The sequence below is a fragment of the Streptomyces zhihengii genome (genome assembly GCF_016919245.1).
In the GTDB taxonomy this organism is placed as follows: Bacteria; Actinomycetota; Actinomycetes; order Streptomycetales; family Streptomycetaceae; genus Streptomyces; species Streptomyces zhihengii.
The window spans coordinates 3992568-4015738 of the sequence record NZ_JAFEJA010000001.1; the positions used below are offsets into that span (position 1 = coordinate 3992568).

23 protein-coding genes and 1 tRNA gene are annotated in these 23171 nt (G+C 71.4%); 10 read left to right on the top strand and 14 right to left on the bottom strand.

Annotation, left to right across the window (positions count from 1 at the left end):
• Positions 1-87: 87 nt before the first annotated feature.
• Positions 88-2673, bottom strand: a complete 2586-nt coding sequence (gene clpB / locus JE024_RS16690; protein WP_205374350.1) for an ATP-dependent chaperone ClpB — start codon at positions 2671-2673, stop codon at positions 88-90.
• 141 nt (positions 2674-2814) lie between these two features.
• Between clpB and JE024_RS16695 the strand changes: the two genes are divergently transcribed.
• Positions 2815-3219, top strand: coding sequence for a pyridoxamine 5'-phosphate oxidase family protein (locus tag JE024_RS16695; RefSeq protein WP_205374351.1), 405 nt, complete (start codon positions 2815-2817; stop codon positions 3217-3219).
• A gap of 133 nt (positions 3220-3352) precedes the next feature.
• Here JE024_RS16695 and JE024_RS16700 read toward each other — a convergent pair whose 3' ends face one another.
• Both JE024_RS16700 and JE024_RS16705 read right to left on the bottom strand, forming a co-directional pair.
• On the bottom strand, positions 3353-3670 hold the full coding sequence (locus JE024_RS16700; protein WP_147987356.1) for a Rieske (2Fe-2S) protein: 318 nt from the start codon (positions 3668-3670) through the stop codon (positions 3353-3355).
• Positions 3667-3924 (bottom strand): hypothetical protein, encoded by a 258-nt coding sequence (locus tag JE024_RS16705; protein ID WP_205374352.1) that lies wholly within the window; start codon positions 3922-3924, stop codon positions 3667-3669. The genes JE024_RS16700 and JE024_RS16705 overlap by 4 nt, the downstream gene beginning before the upstream one ends.
• A 128-nt stretch (positions 3925-4052) precedes the next feature.
• Between JE024_RS16705 and JE024_RS16710 the strand changes: the two genes are divergently transcribed.
• Positions 4053-5036, top strand: coding sequence for a helix-turn-helix domain-containing protein (locus tag JE024_RS16710; RefSeq protein ID WP_205374353.1), 984 nt, complete (start codon positions 4053-4055; stop codon positions 5034-5036).
• An 88-nt stretch (positions 5037-5124) separates the two neighbouring features.
• On the opposite strand, the gene JE024_RS16715 is transcribed toward JE024_RS16710, so the two are convergent.
• Genes JE024_RS16715 through dnaK form a run of 4 tightly spaced genes read right to left on the bottom strand, consistent with a single transcriptional unit; the run spans position 5125 to position 9300 of the window.
• Positions 5125-5577, bottom strand: coding sequence for a heat shock protein transcriptional repressor HspR (locus JE024_RS16715; RefSeq protein WP_205374354.1), 453 nt, complete (start codon positions 5575-5577; stop codon positions 5125-5127).
• Position 5578: 1 nt separating this feature from the next.
• The gene (gene dnaJ, locus JE024_RS16720; protein ID WP_205374355.1) at positions 5579-6766 is read right to left on the bottom strand and encodes a molecular chaperone DnaJ; all 1188 of its coding nucleotides are present in this window, start codon (positions 6764-6766) and stop codon (positions 5579-5581) included.
• A gap of 30 nt (positions 6767-6796) precedes the next feature.
• Positions 6797-7453: a nucleotide exchange factor GrpE gene (gene grpE, locus JE024_RS16725; RefSeq protein ID WP_205374356.1), complete on the bottom strand. Its 657-nt coding sequence runs from the start codon at positions 7451-7453 to the stop codon at positions 6797-6799.
• On the bottom strand, positions 7450-9300 hold the full coding sequence (dnaK, locus tag JE024_RS16730) for a molecular chaperone DnaK (RefSeq protein ID WP_205374357.1): 1851 nt from the start codon (positions 9298-9300) through the stop codon (positions 7450-7452). The genes grpE and dnaK overlap by 4 nt, the downstream gene beginning before the upstream one ends.
• Positions 9301-9527: 227 nt before the next feature.
• Between dnaK and JE024_RS16735 the strand changes: the two genes are divergently transcribed.
• From JE024_RS16735 to JE024_RS16745, 3 genes are all read left to right on the top strand, one after another.
• Positions 9528-10073 (top strand): sugar transferase, encoded by a 546-nt coding sequence (locus JE024_RS16735; RefSeq protein WP_205374358.1) that lies wholly within the window; start codon positions 9528-9530, stop codon positions 10071-10073.
• Between the two features lie 126 nt (positions 10074-10199).
• Complete coding sequence (locus tag JE024_RS16740) at positions 10200-12467, top strand: (Fe-S)-binding protein (RefSeq protein WP_205374359.1); 2268 nt, start codon at positions 10200-10202, stop codon at positions 12465-12467.
• A gap of 272 nt (positions 12468-12739) precedes the next feature.
• Complete coding sequence (locus JE024_RS16745; protein ID WP_244882908.1) at positions 12740-13636, top strand: YIP1 family protein; 897 nt, start codon at positions 12740-12742, stop codon at positions 13634-13636.
• A 125-nt stretch (positions 13637-13761) separates the two neighbouring features.
• Here JE024_RS16745 and JE024_RS16750 read toward each other — a convergent pair whose 3' ends face one another.
• From JE024_RS16750 to JE024_RS41120, 4 genes are all read right to left on the bottom strand, one after another.
• Positions 13762-15189, bottom strand: coding sequence for a VWA domain-containing protein (locus JE024_RS16750; protein ID WP_205376575.1), 1428 nt, complete (start codon positions 15187-15189; stop codon positions 13762-13764).
• A gap of 91 nt (positions 15190-15280) precedes the next feature.
• Positions 15281-15778, bottom strand: a complete 498-nt coding sequence (locus tag JE024_RS16755) for a phosphoribosyltransferase (protein WP_147987348.1) — start codon at positions 15776-15778, stop codon at positions 15281-15283.
• A gap of 10 nt (positions 15779-15788) precedes the next feature.
• Positions 15789-16364 (bottom strand): dCTP deaminase, encoded by a 576-nt coding sequence (gene dcd / locus JE024_RS16760; protein ID WP_205374361.1) that lies wholly within the window; start codon positions 16362-16364, stop codon positions 15789-15791.
• A gap of 72 nt (positions 16365-16436) precedes the next feature.
• Positions 16437-16622 carry a hypothetical protein gene (locus JE024_RS41120; protein ID WP_244882909.1) on the bottom strand — a complete coding sequence of 62 codons (186 nt, stop codon included), beginning with the start codon at positions 16620-16622 and terminating at the stop codon, positions 16437-16439.
• A 220-nt stretch (positions 16623-16842) separates the two neighbouring features.
• Here JE024_RS41120 and JE024_RS16765 point away from each other — a divergent pair.
• A tRNA-Gly gene (locus JE024_RS16765) sits at positions 16843-16913 on the top strand.
• Between the two features lie 174 nt (positions 16914-17087).
• On the opposite strand, the gene JE024_RS16770 is transcribed toward JE024_RS16765, so the two are convergent.
• Complete coding sequence (locus tag JE024_RS16770) at positions 17088-17525, bottom strand: NUDIX hydrolase (protein ID WP_205374362.1); 438 nt, start codon at positions 17523-17525, stop codon at positions 17088-17090.
• Between the two features lie 355 nt (positions 17526-17880).
• Positions 17881-18114 (bottom strand): DUF6243 family protein, encoded by a 234-nt coding sequence (locus JE024_RS16775; protein ID WP_205374363.1) that lies wholly within the window; start codon positions 18112-18114, stop codon positions 17881-17883.
• 165 nt (positions 18115-18279) lie between these two features.
• Here JE024_RS16775 and sigJ point away from each other — a divergent pair, with 165 nt between their 5' ends.
• The 4 genes from sigJ to JE024_RS16795 all read left to right on the top strand — a co-directional run bounded on the left by sigJ (position 18280) and on the right by JE024_RS16795 (position 22238).
• Complete coding sequence (sigJ, locus tag JE024_RS16780) at positions 18280-19224, top strand: RNA polymerase sigma factor SigJ (protein WP_205374364.1); 945 nt, start codon at positions 18280-18282, stop codon at positions 19222-19224.
• 112 nt (positions 19225-19336) lie between these two features.
• A complete protein-coding gene (locus JE024_RS16785; RefSeq protein WP_205374365.1) occupies positions 19337-20539 on the top strand; it encodes an NAD(P)/FAD-dependent oxidoreductase in 1203 nt (400 codons plus the stop codon).
• A 102-nt stretch (positions 20540-20641) separates the two neighbouring features.
• Entirely contained in the window at positions 20642-21856 is a 1215-nt protein-coding gene (locus tag JE024_RS16790; protein ID WP_205374366.1) for a cation:proton antiporter, read from the top strand.
• A 175-nt stretch (positions 21857-22031) separates the two neighbouring features.
• A complete protein-coding gene (locus tag JE024_RS16795; RefSeq protein ID WP_205374367.1) occupies positions 22032-22238 on the top strand; it encodes a DUF5988 family protein in 207 nt (68 codons plus the stop codon).
• 54 nt (positions 22239-22292) lie between these two features.
• Here JE024_RS16795 and JE024_RS16800 read toward each other — a convergent pair whose 3' ends face one another.
• The gene (locus tag JE024_RS16800; RefSeq protein WP_205374368.1) at positions 22293-23036 is read right to left on the bottom strand and encodes a PP2C family protein-serine/threonine phosphatase; all 744 of its coding nucleotides are present in this window, start codon (positions 23034-23036) and stop codon (positions 22293-22295) included.
• Positions 23037-23171 lie beyond the last annotated feature (135 nt).

A 23171-nucleotide genomic window follows, 5' to 3' on the forward strand; every position in this document is an offset into this window, starting at 1 on the left:
CGCCGCCCGCTATCCGCTGCGAGCTGACAGCCGCCCGTGCCGGGGGCCCTCGGTGGCCGGGACCCGTCCCGGCCACCGGGCGCCGCGCTACCGCGCGACGCCGACGATCAGACCGTCCTCGAAGCGGTCCACCCGCACGGTGTCCCCGTCCACGACCTCGCCCGCGAGGATCTCCTTGGCGAGCCGGTCGCCGATCGCGGTCTGCACCAGGCGGCGCAGCGGCCGGGCGCCGTACGCCGGGTCGTTGCCCTCGTCGGCCAGCCAGTCGAGGGCGGCGGGGGTGACGTCCAGGCTGAGCCTGCGGTCGGCCAGGCGCTTGGCGAGGCGGTCGATCTGGAGCTTCGCGATGTGGGCCAGCTCGTCCCTGGACAGCGCGGTGAAGACCACCAGGTCGTCGAGCCGGTTGAGGAACTCCGGCTTGAAGGAGGCCCGCACCACGTCGAGCACCTGCTCGCGCTTGCGCTCCTCGGAGGTCGAGGGCTCGACCAGGTACTGGCTGCCCAGGTTGGAGGTCAGGATCAGGATGGTGTTGCGGAAGTCCACCGTCCGGCCCTGCCCGTCGGTCAGCCGCCCGTCGTCCAGGACCTGGAGCAGGACGTCGAAGACCTCCGGGTGCGCCTTCTCCACCTCGTCGAGCAGCACCACGCTGTACGGGCGGCGGCGGACGGCCTCGGTGAGCTGGCCGCCCTCCTCGTAGCCGACGTAGCCGGGGGGCGCGCCGACCAGGCGGGCGACGCTGTGCTTCTCGCCGTACTCGCTCATGTCGATGCGGACCATGGCCCGCTCGTCGTCGAAGAGGAAGTCCGCGAGCGCCTTCGCCAGCTCGGTCTTGCCGACGCCGGTGGGGCCGAGGAAGAGGAACGAGCCCGTCGGCCGGTCCGGGTCGGCGACGCCCGCCCGGCTGCGGCGCACCGCGTCGGAGACGGCCTGCACGGCCTCGCCCTGGCCGATGAGGCGGCGGCCCAGCTCCTGCTCCATGCGCAGCAGCTTCTGGGTCTCGCCCTCCAGCAGCCGGCCGGCCGGGATGCCCGTCCAGGAGCCGACCACGTCGGCGATGTCGTCCGGGCCGACCTCCTCCTTGACCATGGTGTCCCTGGACGCCTCCTCCTCGGCCTCGGACGCGGCCTCCAGGTCGCGTTCCAGGGAGGGGATCTCGCCGTAGAGCAGCTTGGACGCGGTGTCGAAGTCGCCGTCGCGCTGGGCGCGTTCGGCCTGGCCGCGCAGGTCGTCCAGGCGCTCCTTGAGCTCACCGACCCGGTTGAGGCCCTGCTTCTCCTTCTCCCAGCGGGCGGTCAGGCCGCGCAGCTCCTCCTCCCGGTCGGCGAGGTCGCGGCGCAGCTTCTCCAGCCGCTGCTTGGAGGCCGGGTCCGACTCGTTCTTCAGGGCCAGCTCCTCCATGCGCAGCCGGTCGACGGCGCGCTGGAGCTCGTCGATCTCGACGGGCGAGGAGTCGATCTCCATACGGAGCCGGGAGGCCGCCTCGTCGACGAGGTCGATCGCCTTGTCGGGCAGGAAGCGCGAGGTGATGTACCGGTCGGAGAGGGTGGCGGCGGCGACCAGGGCGCTGTCGTTGATCTGCACCTTGTGGTGGGCCTCGTAGCGGCCCTTGAGCCCGCGCAGGATCGCGATGGTGTCCTCGACGCTCGGCTCGGCGACCAGCACCTGCTGGAAGCGGCGCTCCAGCGCCGGGTCCTTCTCGATCCGCTCGCGGTACTCGTCGAGCGTGGTGGCGCCGACCATGCGCAGCTCGCCGCGGGCGAGCATGGGCTTGAGCATGTTGCCCGCGTCCATGGCCGAGTCGCCGCCGGCGCCCGCGCCGACGACGGTGTGCAGCTCGTCGATGAAGGTGATGATCTGCCCGTCGCTGTCCTTGATCTCGGAGAGCACGGTCTTCAGCCGCTCCTCGAACTCGCCGCGGTACTTGGCGCCCGCGACCATGGCGCCGAGGTCGAGCGAGACCAGGCGCTTGTTGCGCAGCGACTCCGGGACGTCGCCCTTCACGATGCGCTGGGCGAGACCCTCGACGACGGCGGTCTTGCCGACGCCGGGCTCGCCGATGAGCACCGGGTTGTTCTTGGTGCGCCGCGACAGCACCTGCACGACGCGGCGGATCTCCTGGTCACGGCCGATGACCGGGTCGAGCCGGCCCTCCCGTGCCGCGGCGGTGAAGTCGGTGCCGAACTTCTCCAGCGCCTTGTACTGACCCTCGGGATCGGGTGTGGTCACCCGGCGTCCTCCTCGTACCGTCTCGAAAGCGTCCAGCAGCTTCTTCGCCGTGGCGCCCTGCCCGTCCAGCACCCCGCCCGCGGCCCCGCCCTTGGCGGCGACGCCGATCAGCAGGTGCTCGGTGGAGACGTAGTCGTCCCCCAGCTCCTTCGCCCGCTTCGCCGCGTCGGCGATGACGGCCAGCAGCTCGCGGTTGGGCTGGGGCGGTGCGACCGTGGAGCCGGTGACGCTGGGCAGCGAGGCGAGGACGCGTTCGGCCCCGGCGCGCACGGCGGCCTGGTCCGCCTCCACGGCGGCCAGCAGGTCGATGATGTTCTCGTTGTCCTGGCCGGCCAGGAGCGCCAGCAGCAGATGGGCCGGTGTCAGGTCGGCGTGTCCGTCCTGCACGGCCCGGTTGCTGGCGGCGTTGATCGCATCCCGGCTCTTGTTGGTCAGCTCGGCGTCCACGTGCGGTGTCTCCTCCTTGCCGGTGGGCTCATCAGGGACCGCTCGGCCCCTCGGTCACAATGACTCAGTCAACGTCCACAAAGTTGAGTCTATTCCACTCAGGGTGGCTCGTGGGGCCGAAAGGGGAGCTATGTTCCGGTCATGGCCATCGACCCCCGTGAACCCGGCGAGTCCTATCTCAGCTTCTGGCGCGAGAGGCACATCTGCACATTGACGACACCCAGGCCGGACGGCTCACCGCACGTCGTGGCGGTCGGGGCGACCTACGACCCGGAGAGCGGCATCGCCCGGGTGATCACCGGACGGCACACCCGCAAGGCCGCCAACGTCCTCGCCGCGGGCCCCGAGGGGGCGCGGGTGGCGCTCTGCCAGGTGGACGGGCGGCGCTGGGCGACGCTGGAGGGCGTGGCGAGCGTCCGTACGGACGCCGCGTCGGTGGCCGACGCGGAGGCGCGCTACAAGGTGCGCTACGGCCGCGACCCGAGGCCCAACCCGGACCGGGTGGTCATCGAGATCGCGCTGACGCGGGCCATGGGCCGGGCGTAGGCGCCGGCGGCCCGGAGCGGCCGCGGCCGCGGCGGAATCCAGGCAGCACAACGGCGCCATCGTGTTTCAGGTCCACGATGGCGCCGCTGTGTGGGGGAAGCACCTGAGCGATTTGAAACGACGGGGGAATCGCTCAGGCACTGCGGGGGGTGGCGGTGGTGTCCGACTCGACGAGCTGATGGTCACGCGCGTCGAGGTTGACAAAAATCATGCCGTACCGGATGGCACAGCGAACGGGCTGCGGGGCCCCTCGCGGCCGGCGCAGGCACCGGTACGCGCGGACGTCCTCGTCCTCTTCGCGGGCGACGACGATCGGCTCGCCGAACAGGGTGACCATCAACGAGTCGCCACGGTGGGGGATGGCCGTGACGAGATCGATGAAATGCCACCCGGACCGGTAGGCCGTTGCCATCTCGCGCCGGAAGACCCGGTCGTCCGGGGGGATGGTCATGCGTCGGCGTCCGCGTCGGCGGGAGCACTCTCCCAGGAGAGTTCGGTTCCGCCGGCGACCACGACGTGCGTGGGCTCGGCCTCCCACGAGGGCTCACCGTTGACCACCGCGGGCTCGGACTCCCACGAGGGCTCACCGTTGGCCACGGCGGTAGCCGGCTTGACCTCCCACGAGGGCTCGCCGTTGGTCACCGCGGCGCCGAACGCGGCCACCGCGGCAGCGAGCGTGCAAAGTATGCCAACCGTCCTGTTCATGGAGGATCTCCACCCCATTCTGTTCATTACCCTCCCCCCGCGTCTAAGACGATGTCTCACGCCGAATGCTTCCACCAGCGACCACGGGCATCATGTTCCTGTAATTCAGGACCCTGAGGGGGTGTCACATGGCGTCGAACCAGCATGAAACGGGACATAGGCATAGTGCTGCCGAACTATGCGAAGCGGGGAAGAACCTCTACGCAACGGCCCTGCGGACCGGCCGGCTCTCCCGCGCGGAGGCCCTGGAGGCTCCCTGCCTGCTCGACCTCGTACTGCTGCGCCCCGACCCCGACGACCCTCAGTGGCTGCGCCCCGTGCCTCCCTCGCTCGCCCTCAACCAGCTGATGCACCCCATCGAACGGGAGATCCAGGAGCGCCGGCAGCTCGCGATGTCGATCGCCGGCACCTTCGAACCGTTCATGAACCTGACAGCCCAGGACCTGTCCGCGCGCCACGCCATCACCGTGCTCGAAGGTCTGACACACATCAACACAGCACTCGACCGGGCAACTGTCGAGTGTGCGGAGGAACTTCTCACGGTACAGCCAGGAAGCGGCCGCCGCCCGGACACACTGGAACACGCCCTGCGCCGGGCGGAGCCGCTGCTCCAGAACGGCGTGAAGATGCGCACGCTGTACCAGCACACCGCCCGGCACCATCCCTCCACCCTGGCCTACGTGGAGCGGGTGAACCCGTACGGCGTCGAGGTCCGCACCCTCGAGGAGATCATCGACCGGCTGATCATCATCGACCGGAAAGTGGCGTTCGTGCCCGCCCGGAGCGACCGGCAGGTCGCCCTCGAACTGCGCCACGAGGGGCTCGTGCGCTATCTGGTGGGCGTCTTCGAGCAGTTCTGGCTGCACGCCACCCCGTGGGAGGAGCAGCTCTCCTACGCCCCCGGGATGGACGGCATCACCAGCGTCCAGCGCTCGATCGCCAAGCTGCTCGTCGAAGGCCATGTGGACGACTCCATCGCCCGCCGCCTCGGGATGAACGTCCGCACCTGCCGCGCCCACATCGCCAAGCTGAACGCCACCCTGGGCAGCGGCAGCAGGGCCCAGCTCGGCTACCTCATCGCCCAGTCCGGCATCCTCGACGACGACCGCTGAGCGGGCGCCCCACGGCGCCTGACGGGGCACGGCGAAGGGGCCGGGGAGCGTCACGCTCCCCGGCCCCTCCGACGCCTTGCGCGGCCCGCTACTCGGACCGTCGGGGCCGCCACACGACCAGCGCGCTGGTGTGCTGCACGTCCTGGTAGGGCACCAGGTCACGCCGGTACGAGGCGTGCACCTGCGCCTCCCGCTGCTGCATCGCCGCCGCCGCGCCCTCGACCGCCGCCGACAGCTCGGCGACCCGGGCCTGGAGCGCGGCGACCTGGTTCTCCAGTTCGATGATGCGCTTGATGCCCGCGAGGTTGATGCCCTCGTCCTGCGACAACTGCTGGACGGTGCGCAGCAGTTCGATGTCGCGGGCCGAGTAGCGCCGGCCCCGGCCCGCGGTGCGGTCGGGGGAGACGAGACCGAGGCGGTCGTACTGCCGCAGGGTCTGCGGATGCAGACCCGAGAGCTGTGCGGCCACCGAGATCACGTACACCGGTGACTCGTCGGTCAGTTCGTAGGGGTGGCGACTTCGTCCGGGACGGCCCTCCATGTCAAGCTCCCTTCGCGGCCTGGAACAGCTCGGCCCGCGGGTCCTCGGCCGCGGTGGCTTCGCGGTAGGCCTCCAGCGCTTCCTTCGCCTTGTCGTCCAGCTCCTTCGGCACGGTGACCTCCACCGTGACCAGCAGGTCGCCACGGGTGCCGTCCTTGCGGACCGCTCCCTTGCCCCGGGCCCGCATGGTGCGGCCGTTGGGCGTGCCCGCGGGCAGCTTGAGCGTGACCGGCGGACCGCCGAGGGTGGGGACCTTGACCTCGCCGCCGAGCGCCGCCTCCACATAGGTGACGGGCACGGTGACCGTGAGGTTGTCGTCCTTGCGGCCGAACACGGGGTGGCTGTCGACGTGCACCACCACGTACAGGTCGCCGGCCGGGCCGCCGCGCTCGCCCGGCGCGCCCTTGCCGCGCAGCCTGATGCGCTGCCCGTCGGAGACGCCCGGCGGGATGCGCACCTGCATGGTGCGCGAACTGCGCGCCCGGCCGCTGCCCTTGCACACCTCGCACGGGGTCTCGGCGATCAGGCCGCGCCCCTTGCAGTCCACGCACGGGTCGGTCAGCGAGAACGAGCCGCTGCCGCCGCGCGAGACCTGGCCGGTGCCGACGCAGGTCGGGCACACCCGGGGGGTGCCGTTCTTGTCGCCGGTGCCCGCGCACGCCTTGCAGGGCGCCTGGCTGGACATCCGCAGCGGGACCGTGGCCCCGTCGACGGCCTCGGTGAAGCTGAGCGTCACCTCGGACTCGATGTCCTGCCCGCGGCGCGGCTGCGTCCGCGTGCCCGGACCGGCGCCCCGGTTGAACAGGCCGCCGAAGACGTCCCCGAGGCCGCCGCCGAAGCCGCCGGCGCCGCCGGGTGCTCCCTGGCCCTGGGCGCCTCCGAAGAGGTCGCCCAGGTCGAAGTTGAAGCTCCCGCCGGGGCCGCCGGCGCCGGGGGCCCGGAAGCCCCCGTTGCCGAAGAGGGCGCGCGCCTCGTCGTACTCCTTGCGCCGCTTGGGGTCGCCCAGGATGTCGTTGGCCTCGGAGATCTCCTTGAAGCGCTCCTCGGCCTTGGTGTCGCCCTTGTTGGCGTCCGGGTGGTTCTCGCGGGCGAGCTTCCGGTACGCCTTCTTGATCTCGGCCTCGGTGGCGTCCTTGGGGACGCCGAGAACCTTGTAGTAGTCCTTCTCGACGAAGTCCTTCGTGCTCATCGGCGTCCCTCCTCCCGGACGTTTCGCGCGTCAGCCCGCTTCGGGGCCACCGCTCTCCTCGTCGGCCTGCTTCTCTTCCTTCGGTGCCGGGGCCGCGCCCGGCTGGGGCTCGGCCACGGCGACCCGCGCGGGGCGGATCGTGCGCTCGCCGATGCGGTACCCCGGCTGGAGCACCGCGACGCATGTGGTCTCGGTGACATCCGGAGCGTACGAGTGCATCAGCGCCTCGTGGATCGTCGGGTCGAAGGGCTCGCCCTCCTTGCCGAACTGCTGGAGCCCCATCTTCGCCGCGGCGGTCTCCAGGGACTCGGCGACGGACTTGAACCCGCCGACCAGCTCCCCGTGGTCCCGCGCGCGGCCGATGTCGTCGAGCACGGGCAGAAGTTCGGTCAGCAGCGTCGCCGTGGCGATCTCCTTGACCGTCACCCTGTCGCGTTCCACACGGCGGCGGTAGTTCTGGTACTCGGCCTGGAGCCGCTGGAGGTCCCCGGTGCGCTCGCTGAGCGCGGTGCGGACCTGGTCGAGCTGGGCGGTCAGACCTGCGGTCTTGGCTGCGTCCCCTGCCGGGGCCGCCGGGCCCTCCTTCTCGGAGGGCTCGGCGGACTCGGCGGCGTCGTCAGGTGTCGCGCCGGAGGGGACGTCGGGGTTCTCCTCGTGCTCGTCGAACCCCGGAGTCTCCTCCGTCACGCGGCACCGCCCTTCGTGTCCTTCTCGTCGTCCACGATCTCCGCGTCGACGACGTCGTCGTCGGCCTTGGCCTGCTGCTCGCCACCGGCCGCGCCGGCCGCCGCGCCCTCGGGGGCGGCGTTGGCGTAGAGCGCCTGGCCGAGCTTCTGGCTGACCGCGGCGACCTTCTCGGTCGCGGTGCGGATCTCGGCGCTGTCCTCGCCCTTGAGCTTCTCCTTCAGCTCGGCGAGAGCGGTCTCGACCTCGGTCTTGACGTCGCCGGGGACCTTGTCCTCGTTGTCCTTGAGGAACTTCTCCGTCTGGTAGACGAGGCCCTCGCCCTGGTTGCGGGACTCGGCGGCCTCGCGGCGGCGGTGGTCCTCGTCCGCGTACTGCTCGGCCTCCTGGCGCATCCGGTCGACCTCGTCCTTCGGCAGCGAGGAGCCGCCGGTGACGGTCATCTTCTGCTCCTTGCCCGTGCCCAGGTCCTTCGCGGTCACGTGCATGATGCCGTTGGCGTCGATGTCGAAGGCGACCTCGATCTGCGGGACCCCGCGGGGGGCCGGCGGCAGGCCGGTGAGCTCGAACATCCCGAGCTTCTTGTTGTACGCCGCGATCTCGCGCTCGCCCTGGTAGACCTGGATCTGCACGGACGGCTGGTTGTCCTCGGCCGTCGTGAAGATCTCGGACCGCTTGGTCGGGATCGTGGTGTTGCGCTCGATGAGCTTGGTCATGATGCCGCCCTTGGTCTCGATGCCGAGGGACAGCGGGGTCACGTCGAGGAGCAGGACGTCCTTGACCTCACCCTTCAGGACACCGGCCTGGAGGGCGGCGCCGATGGCGACGACCTCGTCCGGGTTGACGCCCTTGTTGGCGTCCTTGCCGCCGGTGAGCTCCTTGACGAGCTCGGCCACGGCGGGCATACGGGTGGAGCCGCCGACCAGGACCACGTGGTCGATCTCGGACAGCGCGATGCCGGCGTCCTTGATGACGTTGTGGAACGGGGTCTTGCAGCGGTCGAGCAGGTCCGCGGTGAGCTGCTGGAACTGGGCGCGGGTGAGCTTCTCGTCCAGGTGCAGCGGGCCCTCGGCGGAGGCCGTGATGTACGGCAGGTTGATCGAGGTCTCCGTGGAGGACGACAGCTCGATCTTCGCCTTCTCCGCGGCCTCGCGGAGACGCTGGAGAGCCATCTTGTCCTTGGACAGGTCCACGCCGTGGCCGGAGTGGAACTGCTTCACCAGGTAGTCGACGACGCGCTGGTCCCAGTCGTCACCACCGAGGTGGTTGTCGCCGTTGGTGGCCTTCACCTCGACGACGCCGTCGCCGATCTCCAGCAGCGAGACGTCGAAGGTGCCGCCACCGAGGTCGAAGACGAGGATCGTCTGGTCGTCCTTGTCCAGGCCGTAGGCCAGGGCGGCCGCGGTGGGCTCGTTGACGATGCGCAGGACGTTGAGGCCCGCGATCTCACCGGCCTCCTTGGTGGCCTGGCGCTCCGAGTCGTTGAAGTACGCCGGGACGGTGATCACCGCGTCGGTGACCTTCTCGCCCAGGTACGCCTCGGCGTCGCGCTTCAGCTTCTGCAGGATGAAGGCGCTCATCTGCTGCGGGTTGAAGTTCTTCCCGTCGAGCTCGATCTTCCAGTCCGTGCCCATGTGGCGCTTGACGGAGCGGATGGTCCTGTCGACGTTGGTGACCGCCTGGCGCTTGGCGACCTCGCCTACCAGCACCTCACCGTTCTTCGCGAAGGCGACGACGGACGGCGTGGTCCTGGCACCCTCGGCGTTGGTGATGACGGTGGGCTCGCCGCCCTCCAGAACGCTGACGACGGAGTTAGTCGTGCCCAGGTCGATGCCGACCGCACGTGCCATTTCGATCCTCCAGATGACTTGAGTGGAACAGGCTCAAGGATGCAGGACGGAATCGATCGAGTCAACAGACATGAGTCGGGGCCGCTCAACTTTTATCCCGCCCTTACAGGCACCCTCCGCCCGGTGCGCCTCTTCGCGTGGCTCACCCTCCCCCGCCTACCCATCTGCAACAGTCATAGCAGCAGAAATCGGGCACGAATCCTCATGGGCGACGAAGGGCGGCGGACATGTCGGCCAAGCGAACCGTCGATCTGACGGTCGGCACGCTCCTGCTGATCACCCTGGCACCGCTGCTGGCGGCGGCCGCGGCCGCCGTCGCGGCCGGCTCCCCCGGGCCGGTGCTGCGACGCGCGGAGCGGGCCGGCCTGGACGGCCGCGCGTTCACGGTGTTCACGTTCCGCACCACGCACGAGGGGGCCCTCACCCCGGTGGGGCGCCTGCTGCGGCGCCACTTCCTGGAGCTGCTGCCGCAACTGCTCAACGTCGTGCGCGGGGAGATGTCCCTGGTGGGTCCGCGCCCGCTGGCGGCCCCGGCCGGACGCGGCGGCACCGCCCGCGCCCGGCTCGCCGTCCGCCCCGGAGTGACCGGGCTGTGGCAGGTCGGCGGACGCTCGGAGCTGCCCTGGGAGGAAATGGACGTGCTCGACCTGCATTATGTGGAACAGCACTGGCTGGGACTCGATCTGGCGATCCTGCTGCGCACCCCGTCGGCGGCGGCCCGGGGACGGCGGCGCGATCTCACGGTCCACCCGGTGCCGGTCAGGGTGGCCTGAGCGACACAGATCACCGGCGGCCCAACTACAGTGCGGCGGAACAAGTGGGTAGTCTCAGCATGGACTGAATAAGTTACCGCTTAGTAGTGCCGGATCACCCACCCTCGCAGGCCCGAGGAGCCTCCCATGCAACTCGCCGCGATCATTGTGTCGCTGACCCTGACCGTGGTCGGCGTTGCCCTCATCGCCCGAGCCGTCGCGCAGATCTACCGCTTCGTCCGGCTCGGCCAGCCCGTCCCCGCGGGCAGCCGCACCGACGACCCGAAGGCGCGCACGGTCACCCTGGTCAAGGAGTTCCTCGGCCACACGCGGATGAACCGCTGGGGCATCGTGGGCTTCGCGCACTGGTTCGTCGCGATCGGCTTCCTGACGCTGCCGCCCACGCTGGCGCAGGCGTACGGACAGCTCTTCCAGGCCGACTGGGTCCTGCCGGTCGTCGGCGGCTTCCTGCCGTTCGAGATGTACATCGAGTTCATCGGTGTGATGACGATCCTCGGCATCCTCGTGCTGATGGCGATCCGGCTCCTCAACCTGCCGTCCCGCGCCGGGCGCAAGTCCCGCTTCGCCGGCTCCAAGGCCTGGCAGGCCTACTTCGTCGAGTACGTCATCCTCACCATCGGCCTGGCGATCTACGTGCTGCGCGGCCTGGAGGGCGCGATCCACCACGTGGAGGGCTACGAGGCCGCCTACTTCGCGTCGTACCCGCTGGTCCTCGCGTTCAAGGGCCTGTCGCTCGGCACGCTCCAGACGCTGGTCTACTTCACCGCGATGATCAAGATCGGCACCTCGCTGATCTGGATGATCACCGTCTCGCTCAACACCAACATGGGTGTGGCCTGGCACCGCTTCCTCGGCTTCCCGAACATCTGGTTCAAGCGCAACGCCACCGGCGAGACCGCCCTCGGCGCGCTCCAGCCGATGACCACGGGCGGCAAGGAGATCGACTTCGAGGACCCGGGCGAGGACGACGTCTACGGCGTCTCCCAGGTCGAGCAGTTCTCCTGGAAGGGCATCCTCGACTTCTCCACCTGCACCGAGTGCGGCCGCTGCCAGTCGCAGTGCCCCGCCTGGAACACCGGCAAGCCGCTCTCGCCGAAGCTCCTGATCATGTCGCTGCGCGACCACGCGCACGCCAAGGCCCCGTACCTGCTGGCCGGCGGCGGCAAGTCCATGGAGGGCGAGGAGAAGGCCTCCGAGGAGCAGCTGAAGGACGTGCCCGCGGCGGCGCTCGCCGAGGCCGAACGGCCGCTGATCGGCACCCTCGAGGAGAACGGCGTCATCGACCCGGACGTCCTGTGGTCCTGCACCACCTGCGGCGCCTGTGTCGAGCAGTGCCCGGTCGACATCGAGCACATCGACCACATCGTCGACATGCGCCGCTACCAGGTGATGATCGAGTCCGCGTTCCCGTCCGAGGCGGGCACGATGCTCAAGAACCTGGAGAAGAAGGGCAACCCCTGGGGTCTCGCCAAGAAGCAGCGTGTCGAGTGGACCAAGGAGGTCGACTTCGAGGTCCCGATCGTCGGCAAGGACGTCGAGGACCTCGGCGAGGTCGACTACCTCTACTGGGTCGGCTGCGCCGGCGCGCTGGAGGACCGGGCCAAGAAGACCACCAAGGCCTTCGCCGAGCTGCTGCACATCGCGGGCGTCAAGTTCGCGATCATGGGCGGCGACGAGAAGTGCACCGGTGACTCGCCCCGCCGCCTCGGCAACGAGCCGCTGTTCCAGCAGCTCGGCCAGGAGAACGTCGCGATGCTGAACATGGCGTTCGGCGAGGACGACGAGGACGAGTCGACGAAGAAGCCGAAGTCGGCCAAGAAGATCGTCGCGACCTGCCCGCACTGCTTCAACACCATCGCCAACGAGTACCCGCAGCTCGGCGGCGAGTTCGAGGTCATCCACCACACGCAGCTGCTGCAGCACCTCATCGACGAGGGCCGGCTGATCCCGGTCACGCCCGTCGAGGGCCTGATCACCTACCACGACCCCTGCTACCTGGGCCGTCACAACAAGGTCTACACGCCCCCGCGCGAGATCATGGACAAGGTCCCGGGCCTGCGCCAGCAGGAGATGCACCGCCACAAGGAGCGCGGCTTCTGCTGCGGCGCCGGCGGCGCGCGGATGTGGATGGAGGAGCGGATCGGCAAGCGCATCAACAACGAGCGCGTGGACGAGGCGCTGTCCCTCAACCCGGACATCGTCTCCACCGCCTGCCCGTTCTGCCTGGTGATGCTCACCGACTCGGTCAACGGCAAGAAGAACGACGGCAAGGCCAAGGAGAGCCTCCAGGTCGTCGACGTCGCCCAGCTCCTGCTCGACTCGGTGAAGACCCCGGCCGACCCGGAGCCCACCGCGGAGACGGCGGACGCCCCGGAACCGGAGCCCGTGAAGTAACCGTCTCCCCCACGACCGCAAGCGGCCGGACCTGCCTCGGGGGCAGGACCGGCCGCTTCGTCGTCGCGGCATCCGGATCGCCCCGCACGCCCGGCGCGGGCCCCCGCGGGACCGCCCCGCCGCACCGCGCCCACCCCCGCCGACCTCGGCACACGCACCCGGGGGACAGCACCCCGGGGTTCCCTTAAGGGATGTCACAGCTCGGCAGCAAAGGGCCCCCGGTTACCGGCTCACGGCCACCGGACACGCGCGGACCGGGTACGTTCGAATGCGTGGCTGGATTCAGGATCGGACGCGGCCGGGACAACCGCACCCCGCAACAGCAGCAGGCCCAGGCGCCCCGCGCGCCCGGCCCCTACCAGGGCACGCCTCCCTACGGCGGACAGCAGCCCCCGCAGTGGCCCCAGGCCGGCAGCGGGCAGGCGCCGTACCAGCAGCCCCGCAACCAGGGGGGTTACGGCGGCGAGCCCGAGTACTTCGGCGACCCGTACCACCAGTCGCCACAGGGCCCCGACCCGTACGCGGCCAACCAACCGGGCCACACACAGGCGTTCAGCGTCCAGGACGACGACGTCTACGGCGACGGCGCCACCTACCGCGCGGGCGCGGCGCCCGCGGCCCCGTCCGGCCCGCGGCTGCACTGGAAGCAACTGCTCAGCGGCATCGTGCTGCGCCCCGGGCCGACCTTCCTCCAGATGCGCGACTACCCGGTCTGGGGCCCGGCGCTCGTCGTCACCTTCCTCTACGGGCTGCTCGCCATCTTCGGCCTGGACGAGCCGCGTGAGGAGGTCATCAACGCGACCCTGTCCAACGCCGTCCCGGCGGTGCTCATGGCGGGCGTGGTGTTCGTCATCAGCGGTCTGCTGCTCGGCGCGGTGACCCACACGCTGGCACGGCAGTTCGGCGGCACCGGCTCCTGGCAGCCGACGGTCGGCCTCTCGATGCTGATCATGTCCATCAGCGACACCCCGCGCCTGGTGTTCGCCGTCTTCCTCGGCGGCGAGAACTCCCTGGTGCAGGTGCTCGGCTGGGCGACCTGGGTGGCGGCGGGCGCGCTGTTCACCTCGATGGTCAGCAAGTCGCACGACCTGCCGTGGCCCAAGGCGCTCGGCGCCTCGGCGATCCAGCTGATCGCGCTGCTGTCGATCATCAAGCTCGGCACCGTCTGACCCGGCGGGCCCCCGGGCCCGTACGAAGCACCGACGCCCGGCCGGTCCTCCGGCCGGGCGTCCGCGCGTGTGCGGTGCTTCCGCGCCTGTGCGGTGCGCGTGGGGTGCGTGTGCGGTGCGGCGGGTCAGAGGATGCCGGCCCGGCGGGCCTCGGTCATCCAGGACGGGAACTCGGAGAGCAGCCGGTCGTACAGCTCCGCGTCGGCGACGGTGGCGATGTCGTCGACGGCGAAGAACCCGACGTTGTCGACCCGGCGCCCGGGCAGGGTGTCGAAGCGTTCCAGCACGCCGTAGTTCGACCGCCCCAGGCCCACGAACTGCCAGAACACCGGCTCCTCGACCGCCTCCCGGAGCTGCTGCTCGATCTCGGCGTTGCGGTACACCCCGCCGTCCGAGAAGAAGAGCACCAGCGTGGGGTCGGCGGCGGGGTGGTCGCGGACGTACGCGCGGACCTCGGCGATCACCTTCTGCTCCTCGTTCTGGATGCCGACCGCCCGCATGTCCACCTGCCCCGGCTGCAGGCCCTTCTGCGGCTTGCGCCTGCCGAACAGGCTCATCTCGCCGCCCCGCACGTGCAGGCGCAGCCAGTCGGGCAGCTCGCCGAGGAGCAGGTCGGGCAGCCGGGCGGGATGCGAGGCGAAGGTCCACGCCTGCATCTCGCCGTCGTCGTCGAGCTGCGCGGCCACCGCCGCCATCCGCTCCACGACATCGGCGACCACGCCCTTGCTGTACAGGCCGGCCATCGAGCCGGAGGCGTCCAGCACGAGGATCACCCTCGCCCGGGCACCGGCCGCGCCGTGCTTGCGCAGACTCACGGCGACCTGCTCCTTGCGCAGCGACAGACGCTTGCGCATGTCGACGGGCAGACGCTCCTCGCCCTTGGTGAGCCGCGGCGCACCGGCAGGCGGGGACGGGGCAGCGGGGGGCGCCTGCGGCACGGGAGGGGCTGCCAGGGCGGGAGGGGCCGCTGGGGCGGGCGTGGGAGCCGGAGAGGGCGCTGGAGCCGGCACGGGTGCGGGAGTGGCCGCGGGGGCGTCGTCGTCCACCGTGATCCCGAAGTCGGTGGCCAGACCGGCGAGCCCGGAGGCGTACCCCTGCCCCACCGCGCGGAACTTCCACTGCCCGGAGCGCCGGTAGAGCTCACCGCTGACGAACGCGGTCTCCGTCGTCGCCGTCATCTCGAAGCGCGCCAGCTCCGCCCCCGTCCCCGCGTCCAGCAGGCGCAGGGCCAGCCCGGGGAACCGGCCGAAGGCGCCCCCGTCGGCGGAGGCGCACAGCACGATGCGCTCGACGCCGGGCTCCACCCGGCTCAGGTCGACGGACACCGCGTCGGTGGCGGTGCCGGAGCCCCGCTGCCTGCCGAGGTGGCGCACGGCGCCCGAGGCGTGCTCGGGCTGGTTGTAGAAGACGAAGTCGGCGTCGTCGCGCACCCGTCCGGCACCGGTCAGCAGCAGCGCCGATGCGTCCGCGTCGGGGACGCCCGGCGCCTCGCGCCAGCTCAGCTCGGCACGTACCGCGGCGGCGGCCACCGGAAGGTTGGCGCCCTTGCTCATGGAGGTCGCTGTCACCCGGCCAGTGTGCCGGGTGACGGCGCGCGCGTCAGCGGTGGCACCGGTACCGCCGGCGCGACCGCATGCGAGCGGCCTACGCGTCGAGGACCTGGCCGTCGCGGCGCACGACGGGCTTCTCCACGCTCCAGGGGAAGTTGATCCACTCGTCGGTGCGCTTCCAGACGTACTCGCACTTCACCAGCGAGTGGGACTTCTCGTAGATCACGGCGGACCGGACCTCGGCGACATGGTCGAGGCAGAAGTCGTGGACCAGCTTCAGCGTCTTGCCGGTGTCCGCGACGTCGTCCGCGATCAGCACCTTCTTGTTGGAGAAGTCGATCGCGTTGGGGACCGGCGCCAGCATGACCGGCATCTCCAGGGTGGTCCCGACGCCGGTGTAGAACTCGACGTTGACCAGGTGGATGTTCTTGCAGTCCAGCGCGTACGCCAGCCCGCCCGCGACGAACACCCCGCCCCGCGCGATCGACAGCACGACATCGGGTTCGTACCCGTCGTCGGCGATCGTCTGCGCGAGTTCGCGGATCGCCCCGCCGAACTTCTCGTAGGTCAGATTCTCGCGTACCTCGCTCATGCGACGGGCCTCACACCTGCGTCCGATGGAAATTGATGAACGAGCGGGAGGCGGTCGGCCCCCGCTGCCCCTGGTAACGCGAGCCGTAGCGCTCACTGCCGTAGGGCTCCTCGGCGGGGGAGGCGAGCCGGAACAGACAGAGCTGCCCGATCTTCATCCCCGGCCACAGCTTGATCGGCAGGGTCGCCAGGTTCGACAGCTCCAGCGTCACGTGCCCGGAGAAACCGGGGTCGATGAAGCCGGCCGTCGAGTGCGTCACCAGGCCGAGGCGTCCCAGGGAGCTCTTGCCCTCCAGCCGCGACGCCAGGTCGTCCGGCAGCGAGATGACCTCGAAGGTCGACGCCAGCACGAACTCGCCCGGGTGCAGGATGAACGCCTCGTCCCCCTCCGGCTCGACGAGCCGGGTCAGATCGGCCTGCTCGACGGCGGGGTCGATGTGGGGGTACCGGTGGTTCTCGAACACCCGGAAGTAGCGGTCCAGCCGCACGTCGATGCTCGACGGCTGCACCATGGATTCGTCGTACGGATCGATGCGTACCCGTCCGGCGTCGATCTCGGCCCGGATGTCCTTGTCTGAGAGAAGCACGCCCCGAGGATACGCAGAGCGCGCGGGCCGTCCCCAATCGGACACCTGCCCGCGCGCCCGCGCCCGCCTCTGTTACCGCTGGTCCGACCGCCCCTGCACCACCACGGGCACGGCGTTCCTCAGCCGCGCACACCGCGGACACCGCACGAGCCGCCCGGGCCCGAGCCGGTCCGCGCCGAGCTGCTGCAGAGGAAACGAAGCGGTACTGAACACGTGCCCTTCGGCACAGCGGACGACGGTGCGCTCCATCAAGTCCATCGGGCCCCTTCCCCAACGAATGCGGACGAAGCCCCACATTAGGTGATGACCCGGACCGACTCGCACGCGGCACTCCGCGCCCCGAGGTTACGCCCCAACTCCCGCCCCCCGCACAGCCTTCCACGGCCCGGACACGCCACACGCCCCGCGGGGCGATGCATCGCGGGGCGCGTGATGAGGTAGAGTGAGCGACGATGCGGTACCGATCAAGGTCCGCCGCGCGGATGTAGTTTAATGGTAGAACATGAGCTTCCCAAGCTTATAGCGCGGGTTCGATTCCCGTCATCCGCTCTTCCACGAAGCCCCAGGTCAGCGACCTGGGGCTTCGTCGTTGTCCGGACCTCGCCGGGCGTCCCGCACCACCTCTGCACCACCCGTCACCTGATCCGGCTTGTCACACGCCCTCTCCCGGGCCGCGCGCACCATCCGGTCCAGCCCGCCGGCCATGCTGAGCGGCTCGACGGCTCAGAGCGATGCCTCGGCTCCGAGGCTTCCAGCACTGATGGCTCTCCGGAGCACGTGGGCGATCTCCTCGGGCTTGAGGTCGATGCCGTCGAGGCCTTCGACGGTCAGCGGCACCTCTTCCAGCGCGTACTCGCCTCGGCCCCCGACGCTGAACTCGGGGCCGGTGCGGTCCTCGAAGGACCAGGTCGCGATCCGGGCGAGGTAGAAGAGCTGGCGCTCGTCGTCGGATTCCATCGTGTGGAGGAGGCGGATGATGTCGGCCTTCCCCGCGATCTCCTCATGGATCTCCCGGTGGAGGGCGGCCTCTCGGGACTCGTCGCCGGGTTCGACGCCGCCGCCGGGCAGGACCCAGTACTCGGGGATTCCGGGCCTGGTGCGACGGATGACGAGCATCGTGCCGTCTGCGGTGACGAGGATGGCGCGGACTCGTTCGATCATGGCGGTTCGCCTCCCTGCTTGTTGACGGTCTCGGTGGAGCAGCCAGCCGCCGTCCGCGTGGACCGACTGCCCCGTGATGGACGAGGCGGAGGGAAACCATGATTTCGGTGGCCGTTTACACAGGTCAGATGCGGTGTCGACGTTCTGGGCTTCGGTGATTCCCCAGCTCATGGCGCGGGTTGCCGACTGGGCACGATTGCGCGCACCGGTATCGAATCCGGCACGAGCGCGCCGAGCAACTCCTCGGCGCCTGACAGGGGGAGACAGCCGCTCGTGAACGAAGGCCCAGGTCAGCGACCTGGGCCTTCGTCGTCGTCCGGGGCCGCCGCGGGGCCGGCCCCGCGGCCGAGGTGCGTCAGTTCTGTGCGGTGTCCTCGGCCGGCGGCGCCGTGGCCTCCGGCTGGGCGGTCCCCTCGGCCGTGCCGGTCTTCTCGCGCATCTTGCGGACCAGTTCGGCCTTGCGGTCGGCGGCGCTCTGGCGGTCGCGGTTGCGGTGCGGGCCGTTGTTCTGGCGTTCGGCGCGGGACTGCTTCTTGCGCTGGCCGCCGCCCTGGCCCACGGGGTTGTTGATGTTCTTGCTGTCGGTCACGGGGACTCCTCGCGGATTGGTCGGTGAGGACGGGTACGGAGGCCCGTCGTCGGCGGCCCTTCGACCGGTGTTCCCATGATGCGGGACGGGGGGCCGAGGGCCCCGATGCGGCCCCCCGACAGGGGGTCCTCGCCGGGGGGCGGCGGGGAGCCTAGGATCGCGGGCATGGCGCTGAGCATGGACGACGTGGACCGGTTCGAGGCCGCCAGGCCCCGGCTGGAGGCCATCGCCTACCGGCTGCTCGGGTCGGCGGGCGAGGCGGAGGACGCCGTGCAGGAGACGTTCCTGCGGTGGCAGGCGGCCGACGTCGGACGGATCGAGGTGCCCGAGGCGTGGCTGACCAAGGTGCTCACCAACTACTGCCTCAACCAGCTCACTTCGGCCCGCGCGCGGCGCGAGACCTATGTGGGGCGCTGGCTGCCCGAGCCGCTGCTCGCCGGGGACCCGATGCTCGGGCCGGCCGAGACCGCCGAGCAGCGCGACTCGGTGTCGTACGCCGTGCTCGTGCTGCTGGAGCGGCTGTCGCCCGGCGAGCGGGCGGTGTACGTGCTGCGGGAGGCCTTCGGCTACCCGCACCGGGAGGTCGCCGAGATCCTGGACATCACCGAGGCCGCCAGCCAGCAGATCCACCACCGGGCGAAGAAGCACGTCGCGGACGGCAGGACGCGCACCGAGATCGACGAGGCCGCCGCGCGGCGGATCGTCGAGGAGTTCCTGACCGCGGCGACCAGCGGGCGGACCGAGCCGCTCGTGCGGCTGCTGACCCAGGACGCCGTCTCGGTCGGCGACGGCGGCGGCAAGATCCCGGCCCGCGCGAAGGCGTTCGAGGGCGCGCTCGCGGTCGCCACGTTCCTGCGCGGCCTGTTCAAGCCCAGCGACGCCAAGCGGGCCTGGATCGGCGGTGCGCCCGGCATCTACGCGTCGACCGCCAACGGCGGGCCCGCCGTGGTCGCGGTCGTGGACGGCCGGGTCGTCGGCATCACCTGCCTGGAGGTCACCCCGGAGGGCATCGTGGCCGTCCGCAGCCAGGTCAACCCCGACAAGCTCCTCCGCGCGACCGAGCGGTGGGCCGCCGCGCACCACGGGGAGGCCCCGCTCCACACCCTCTGAGGCGATGTGACGCAGGTCACATCCCGATCCTGTCAGGAAACGCGGGGCCGTCCGGTTCAAGGGGCGACACCACGCCGGAGACCGGCGGACCCGCCCAGACAGGAGCACGGACATGCAGCACCGCATCGTCGTCCTCGGAGCCGGCTACACCGGAGCATCCGCCGCCGGCCGCCTCGCCCGGCGGCTGCACCACGCGGACGTCGCCATCACCCTCGTCAACCCCGAGCCCGACTTCGTCGAGCGCGTCCGGCTGCACCAGCTCGCCGCCGGCCAGGACCTCAGGCCCCGGCCGTTCGACGAGATGTTCGCGGGCACCGGCGTGGAGCTCAGGCTCGCCAGGACCACCGCCGTGGACGTGGACGCCAAGGTGGTCACGGTCGCCGCCGCCGACGGCTCGGGGCAGGAGGAGCTGGCGTACGACACCCTGGTGTACGCCCTGGGCAGCGGCTGGAACGACGGCGGCGTCCCCGGCACCGCCGAGCACGCCCACGAGATCTCCGGCCGCCCCGGCGCCCTGCGGCTCCGCGACCGCCTGGCCGCCCTGGAAGCGGGCCGGCCCGTGGTCGTGGTCGGCGGCGGACTGACCGGCGTGGAGGCAGCGACGGAGATCGCCGAGGCCCGCCCGGACCTGGACGTCGCCCTGGCCGCCCACGGCGCCCTCGGCGACTGGCTCTCCGAGAAGGGCCGCGCCCACCTGCGGAAGGTGGTCGCCGGACTGGGCATCACCGTCCACGAGCACACCGCGGTCGACGCCGTGGAGGCCGCCGCGGTGACGACCGCCGACGGCCGGACCCTGCCCGCCGACGTCACCGTGTGGACCACCGGCTTCGCCGTCCACCCGATCGCCCGGGCCACCGCCCTGGAACTCACCGAGGGCGACCGGATCGTGGTCGACGACACCATGCGCTCGGTCTCCCACCCGGACGTGTACGCCGTGGGCGACGCGGCGATGGCGGCCGGCCCCCTGGGCAAGCCCCTGCGCATGTCCTGCGCCTCGGGTGTCCCGATGGCCTGGCAGGCCGCCGACGCCATCGCCGCCCGCCTGGCCGGCACCAAGGTCCCCCGTGTCCCCATCCGCTACTTCCAGCAGTGCGTCTCGCTCGGCCGCAAGGAGGGGCTGATCCAGTTCGTCACCGCCGACGACCGGTCGGTCGCGCGCGCCCTGACGGGCCGGACGGCGGCCCTGTACAAGGAGCTGGTGTGCAAGGGCGCGGCCTGGACCGTCGCCAACCCGACCGTGGGCATGCCGGCCAGGCGCCGCCGGATCGCCCGGCAGGAGGCGGCGTCCCCGGCCCCGGCCCGGGCGACAGCCTGACCCGGACCGGAGGGCCCACCCTCCGCCGCCCCGCCGGGGCGGCGGAGGTCCGTGCGGCGCGGCAGGGCGCCCGAGAGGCGGGCGGGCAGGTAAGAGACAGGCATGTCCCACCCCGGCACCCTCGTCCTGATCATGTTCATCGCCGTGCTGTCGCCGCTGCTGGCGGACCGGGCGGCGCGCAGGATCCGCGTCCCGCTGGTGATCTTCGAGATCGCGCTCGGAATCGTCGTCGGCCCGCAGCTCCTCGGCTGGGCGCACACGGACCGGGTGACGGACACCCTGGCGAACCTCGGGCTGTCCATGCTCATCTTCCTCGCCGGGTACGAGATCGACTTCGCGGCCGTCCGCGGCCCCACGCTGAACCGCTCGCTGGCCGCGTGGCCGGTGTCGCTCGCGCTCGGCATCGGCATCGCCTTCCTCCTCGCCGACGGTGGACTGTCCGAGGTGTTCGTCGTCGGCACGGCGCTGACCAGCACCGCGCTGGGCACCGTGCTGCCGATCCTGCGGGACTCCGGTGATCTCGGCTCCCCCTTCGGCAAGGCCGCGTCGGCCTTCGGGGCGGTCGGGGAGTTCGGCCCGGTGGTGGCCGTGGCCCTGCTGCTCAGCGGCCGGCGGCCCGGAGAGGCGGCGGCGGTGCTGATCGCCTTCGCCGTCGTCACCGCGGCCGCCGTCCTGTGGGCGCTGCGGCCGCGGCCGCCCTGGTTCTCGCGTCTGGTCGACGAGACGCTGCACAGCAGCGGCCAGTTCGCGGTGCGCTTCGTGATGCTGCTGCTGGCCGCGATGCTCGGCCTGGCCACCGTGTTCGGGCTCGACGTGCTGCTGGGGGCGTTCGCGGCCGGGGTGCTGACCCGGCTGGTGCTCCAGGGGGCCGCTCCCGAGACCGGGCCCGAGATCATGGGCAAGGTGGAGGCCGTGGGCTTCGGCTTCCTGGTGCCCCTCTTCTACGTGGTGACGGGGATCGAGTTCGACCTCGACGCGCTGCTCCACGACGCCCGTGCCCTGCTGCTGGTGCCGGTGTTCCTGGCGCTCTTCGTGATCGTGCGGGGCGGTCCGGTGTACGCCCTCGCCCCGCGGGAGTCCGGCCGCCGCGACCGGGCCGCGCTGACCCTCTTCTGCTCCACCTGTCTGCCGCTGGTGGTCGCGATCACCACCATCGGCACCGATCAGCGCATTCTGCCCACGGACACGGCCGCCGCGCTGGTGGGCGCCGCGATGATCTCCGTACTGGTGCTGCCCCTGACGGCCATGCGGCTGCGGCGCGGGCGCGGCGGCGGAGCGGCGCCGTCCGGCACCCCGGCGGAGTCGGAGACCTGGTGACGGCGGGGCGGCAAAGGCTTCGGGACGCGGCGGGCGGCGAAGGCTCGGAGACGGCGGCCGGCGGGGCGGGAGAGGCTTCGGGACGGCGGGCGGGGGCGGTGGTGCGGGGGCCGTCCGGCGGCGCCTGCGGCGCGTCACCCCGGGGCCGGTCGCCCGCTGCGGCCAGACTTCCGGCATGGACAACGCACCGAAGGCCGCCCTCGAAGGCGGCCCCGACGACCTGCCCGAGCGCATCGTCCCCGCGCCGGAGCCCGGATCCGACGTCAAGGTCCCGCTGCGCGGGGGCTACGAGCACTTCCGGGCCACCACGCGCGAGCAGCAGACCGACCAGGGCGCACTGCCGGTCTACGAGTGGTGGGAGCGCACCGAACTCCCCGGCTGAGGGTCCCCGGTTCCCGGGCGAACGGTCCGGGGACGCGGCCCGGGCGGCGCCCGCTCACTCCTCCCCGGTGCTCACCAGGGCGAGCGTGATGTTGTCAGGGCCGCCCGCCTCGACCGCCGCCCGCCACAGCTCGTAGGCCGCCCGGCCGTGGTCGTGCTCGCGCAGCACCTCCTCGATGACGTCGCCGGGCACCGGGTCGGTCAGCCCGTCCGTGCACACCAGGCAGCGGAACCCCGGTTCGAGCGGAACGGCCGTCAGATGCGGGGCGATGCCGCCCGGTTCACGGGATCCGCCGAGGGACTGGGTCAGCAGGGAGACGGTGCGCCGCCCGGGCAGCGGGGGCGGGTTGTCGTCGACGCTGAGCAACTCCAGTCCGCCGTCCCGCCAGCCCAGGACCCGGCTGTCGCCGACGTTGAACACCAGCGCCGTGCCGGCGAGCAGCACGACCCCGGCGACCGTGGTGCCCATGGTGGCGCGCGCCGGGTCGCGGGCGGCGGCCGCGTACACCTCGCGGTTGCAGAGGTCCAGGACGTCGCGCACGGCGTCCTCCCCGTCCAGCGCGGGCCCGTGGAGGGCCAGGATCCGGGCGACGAGGGCGCTGGCCACCTCGCCGGCCGGCTGGCCGCCGATGCCGTCGGCGACGGCCACGACCAGCGGTGAGCCGAGGGGGAACACCAGGGTCTGCGGGTTCCCGGTGACGGTGCCGGTGAGCGTCCAGGGCCCGGCCACCAGGCTGTCCTCGTTGTTCTCGCGCAGCAGGCCGGGGTGGCTCAGCGCGGTGACGGTGACGTGCTCCATCGGTGTGCCGCCTCTCCCGACGGAATCGGCCGGGCTCGTCTCCATTCTCGCGCCCCGGGCCGCCCACGGGCACCCGAACCCCTCCGGAATACCCCCCTGGGTATCACCTGTTACGGTGGTGACAGATACCCCCGG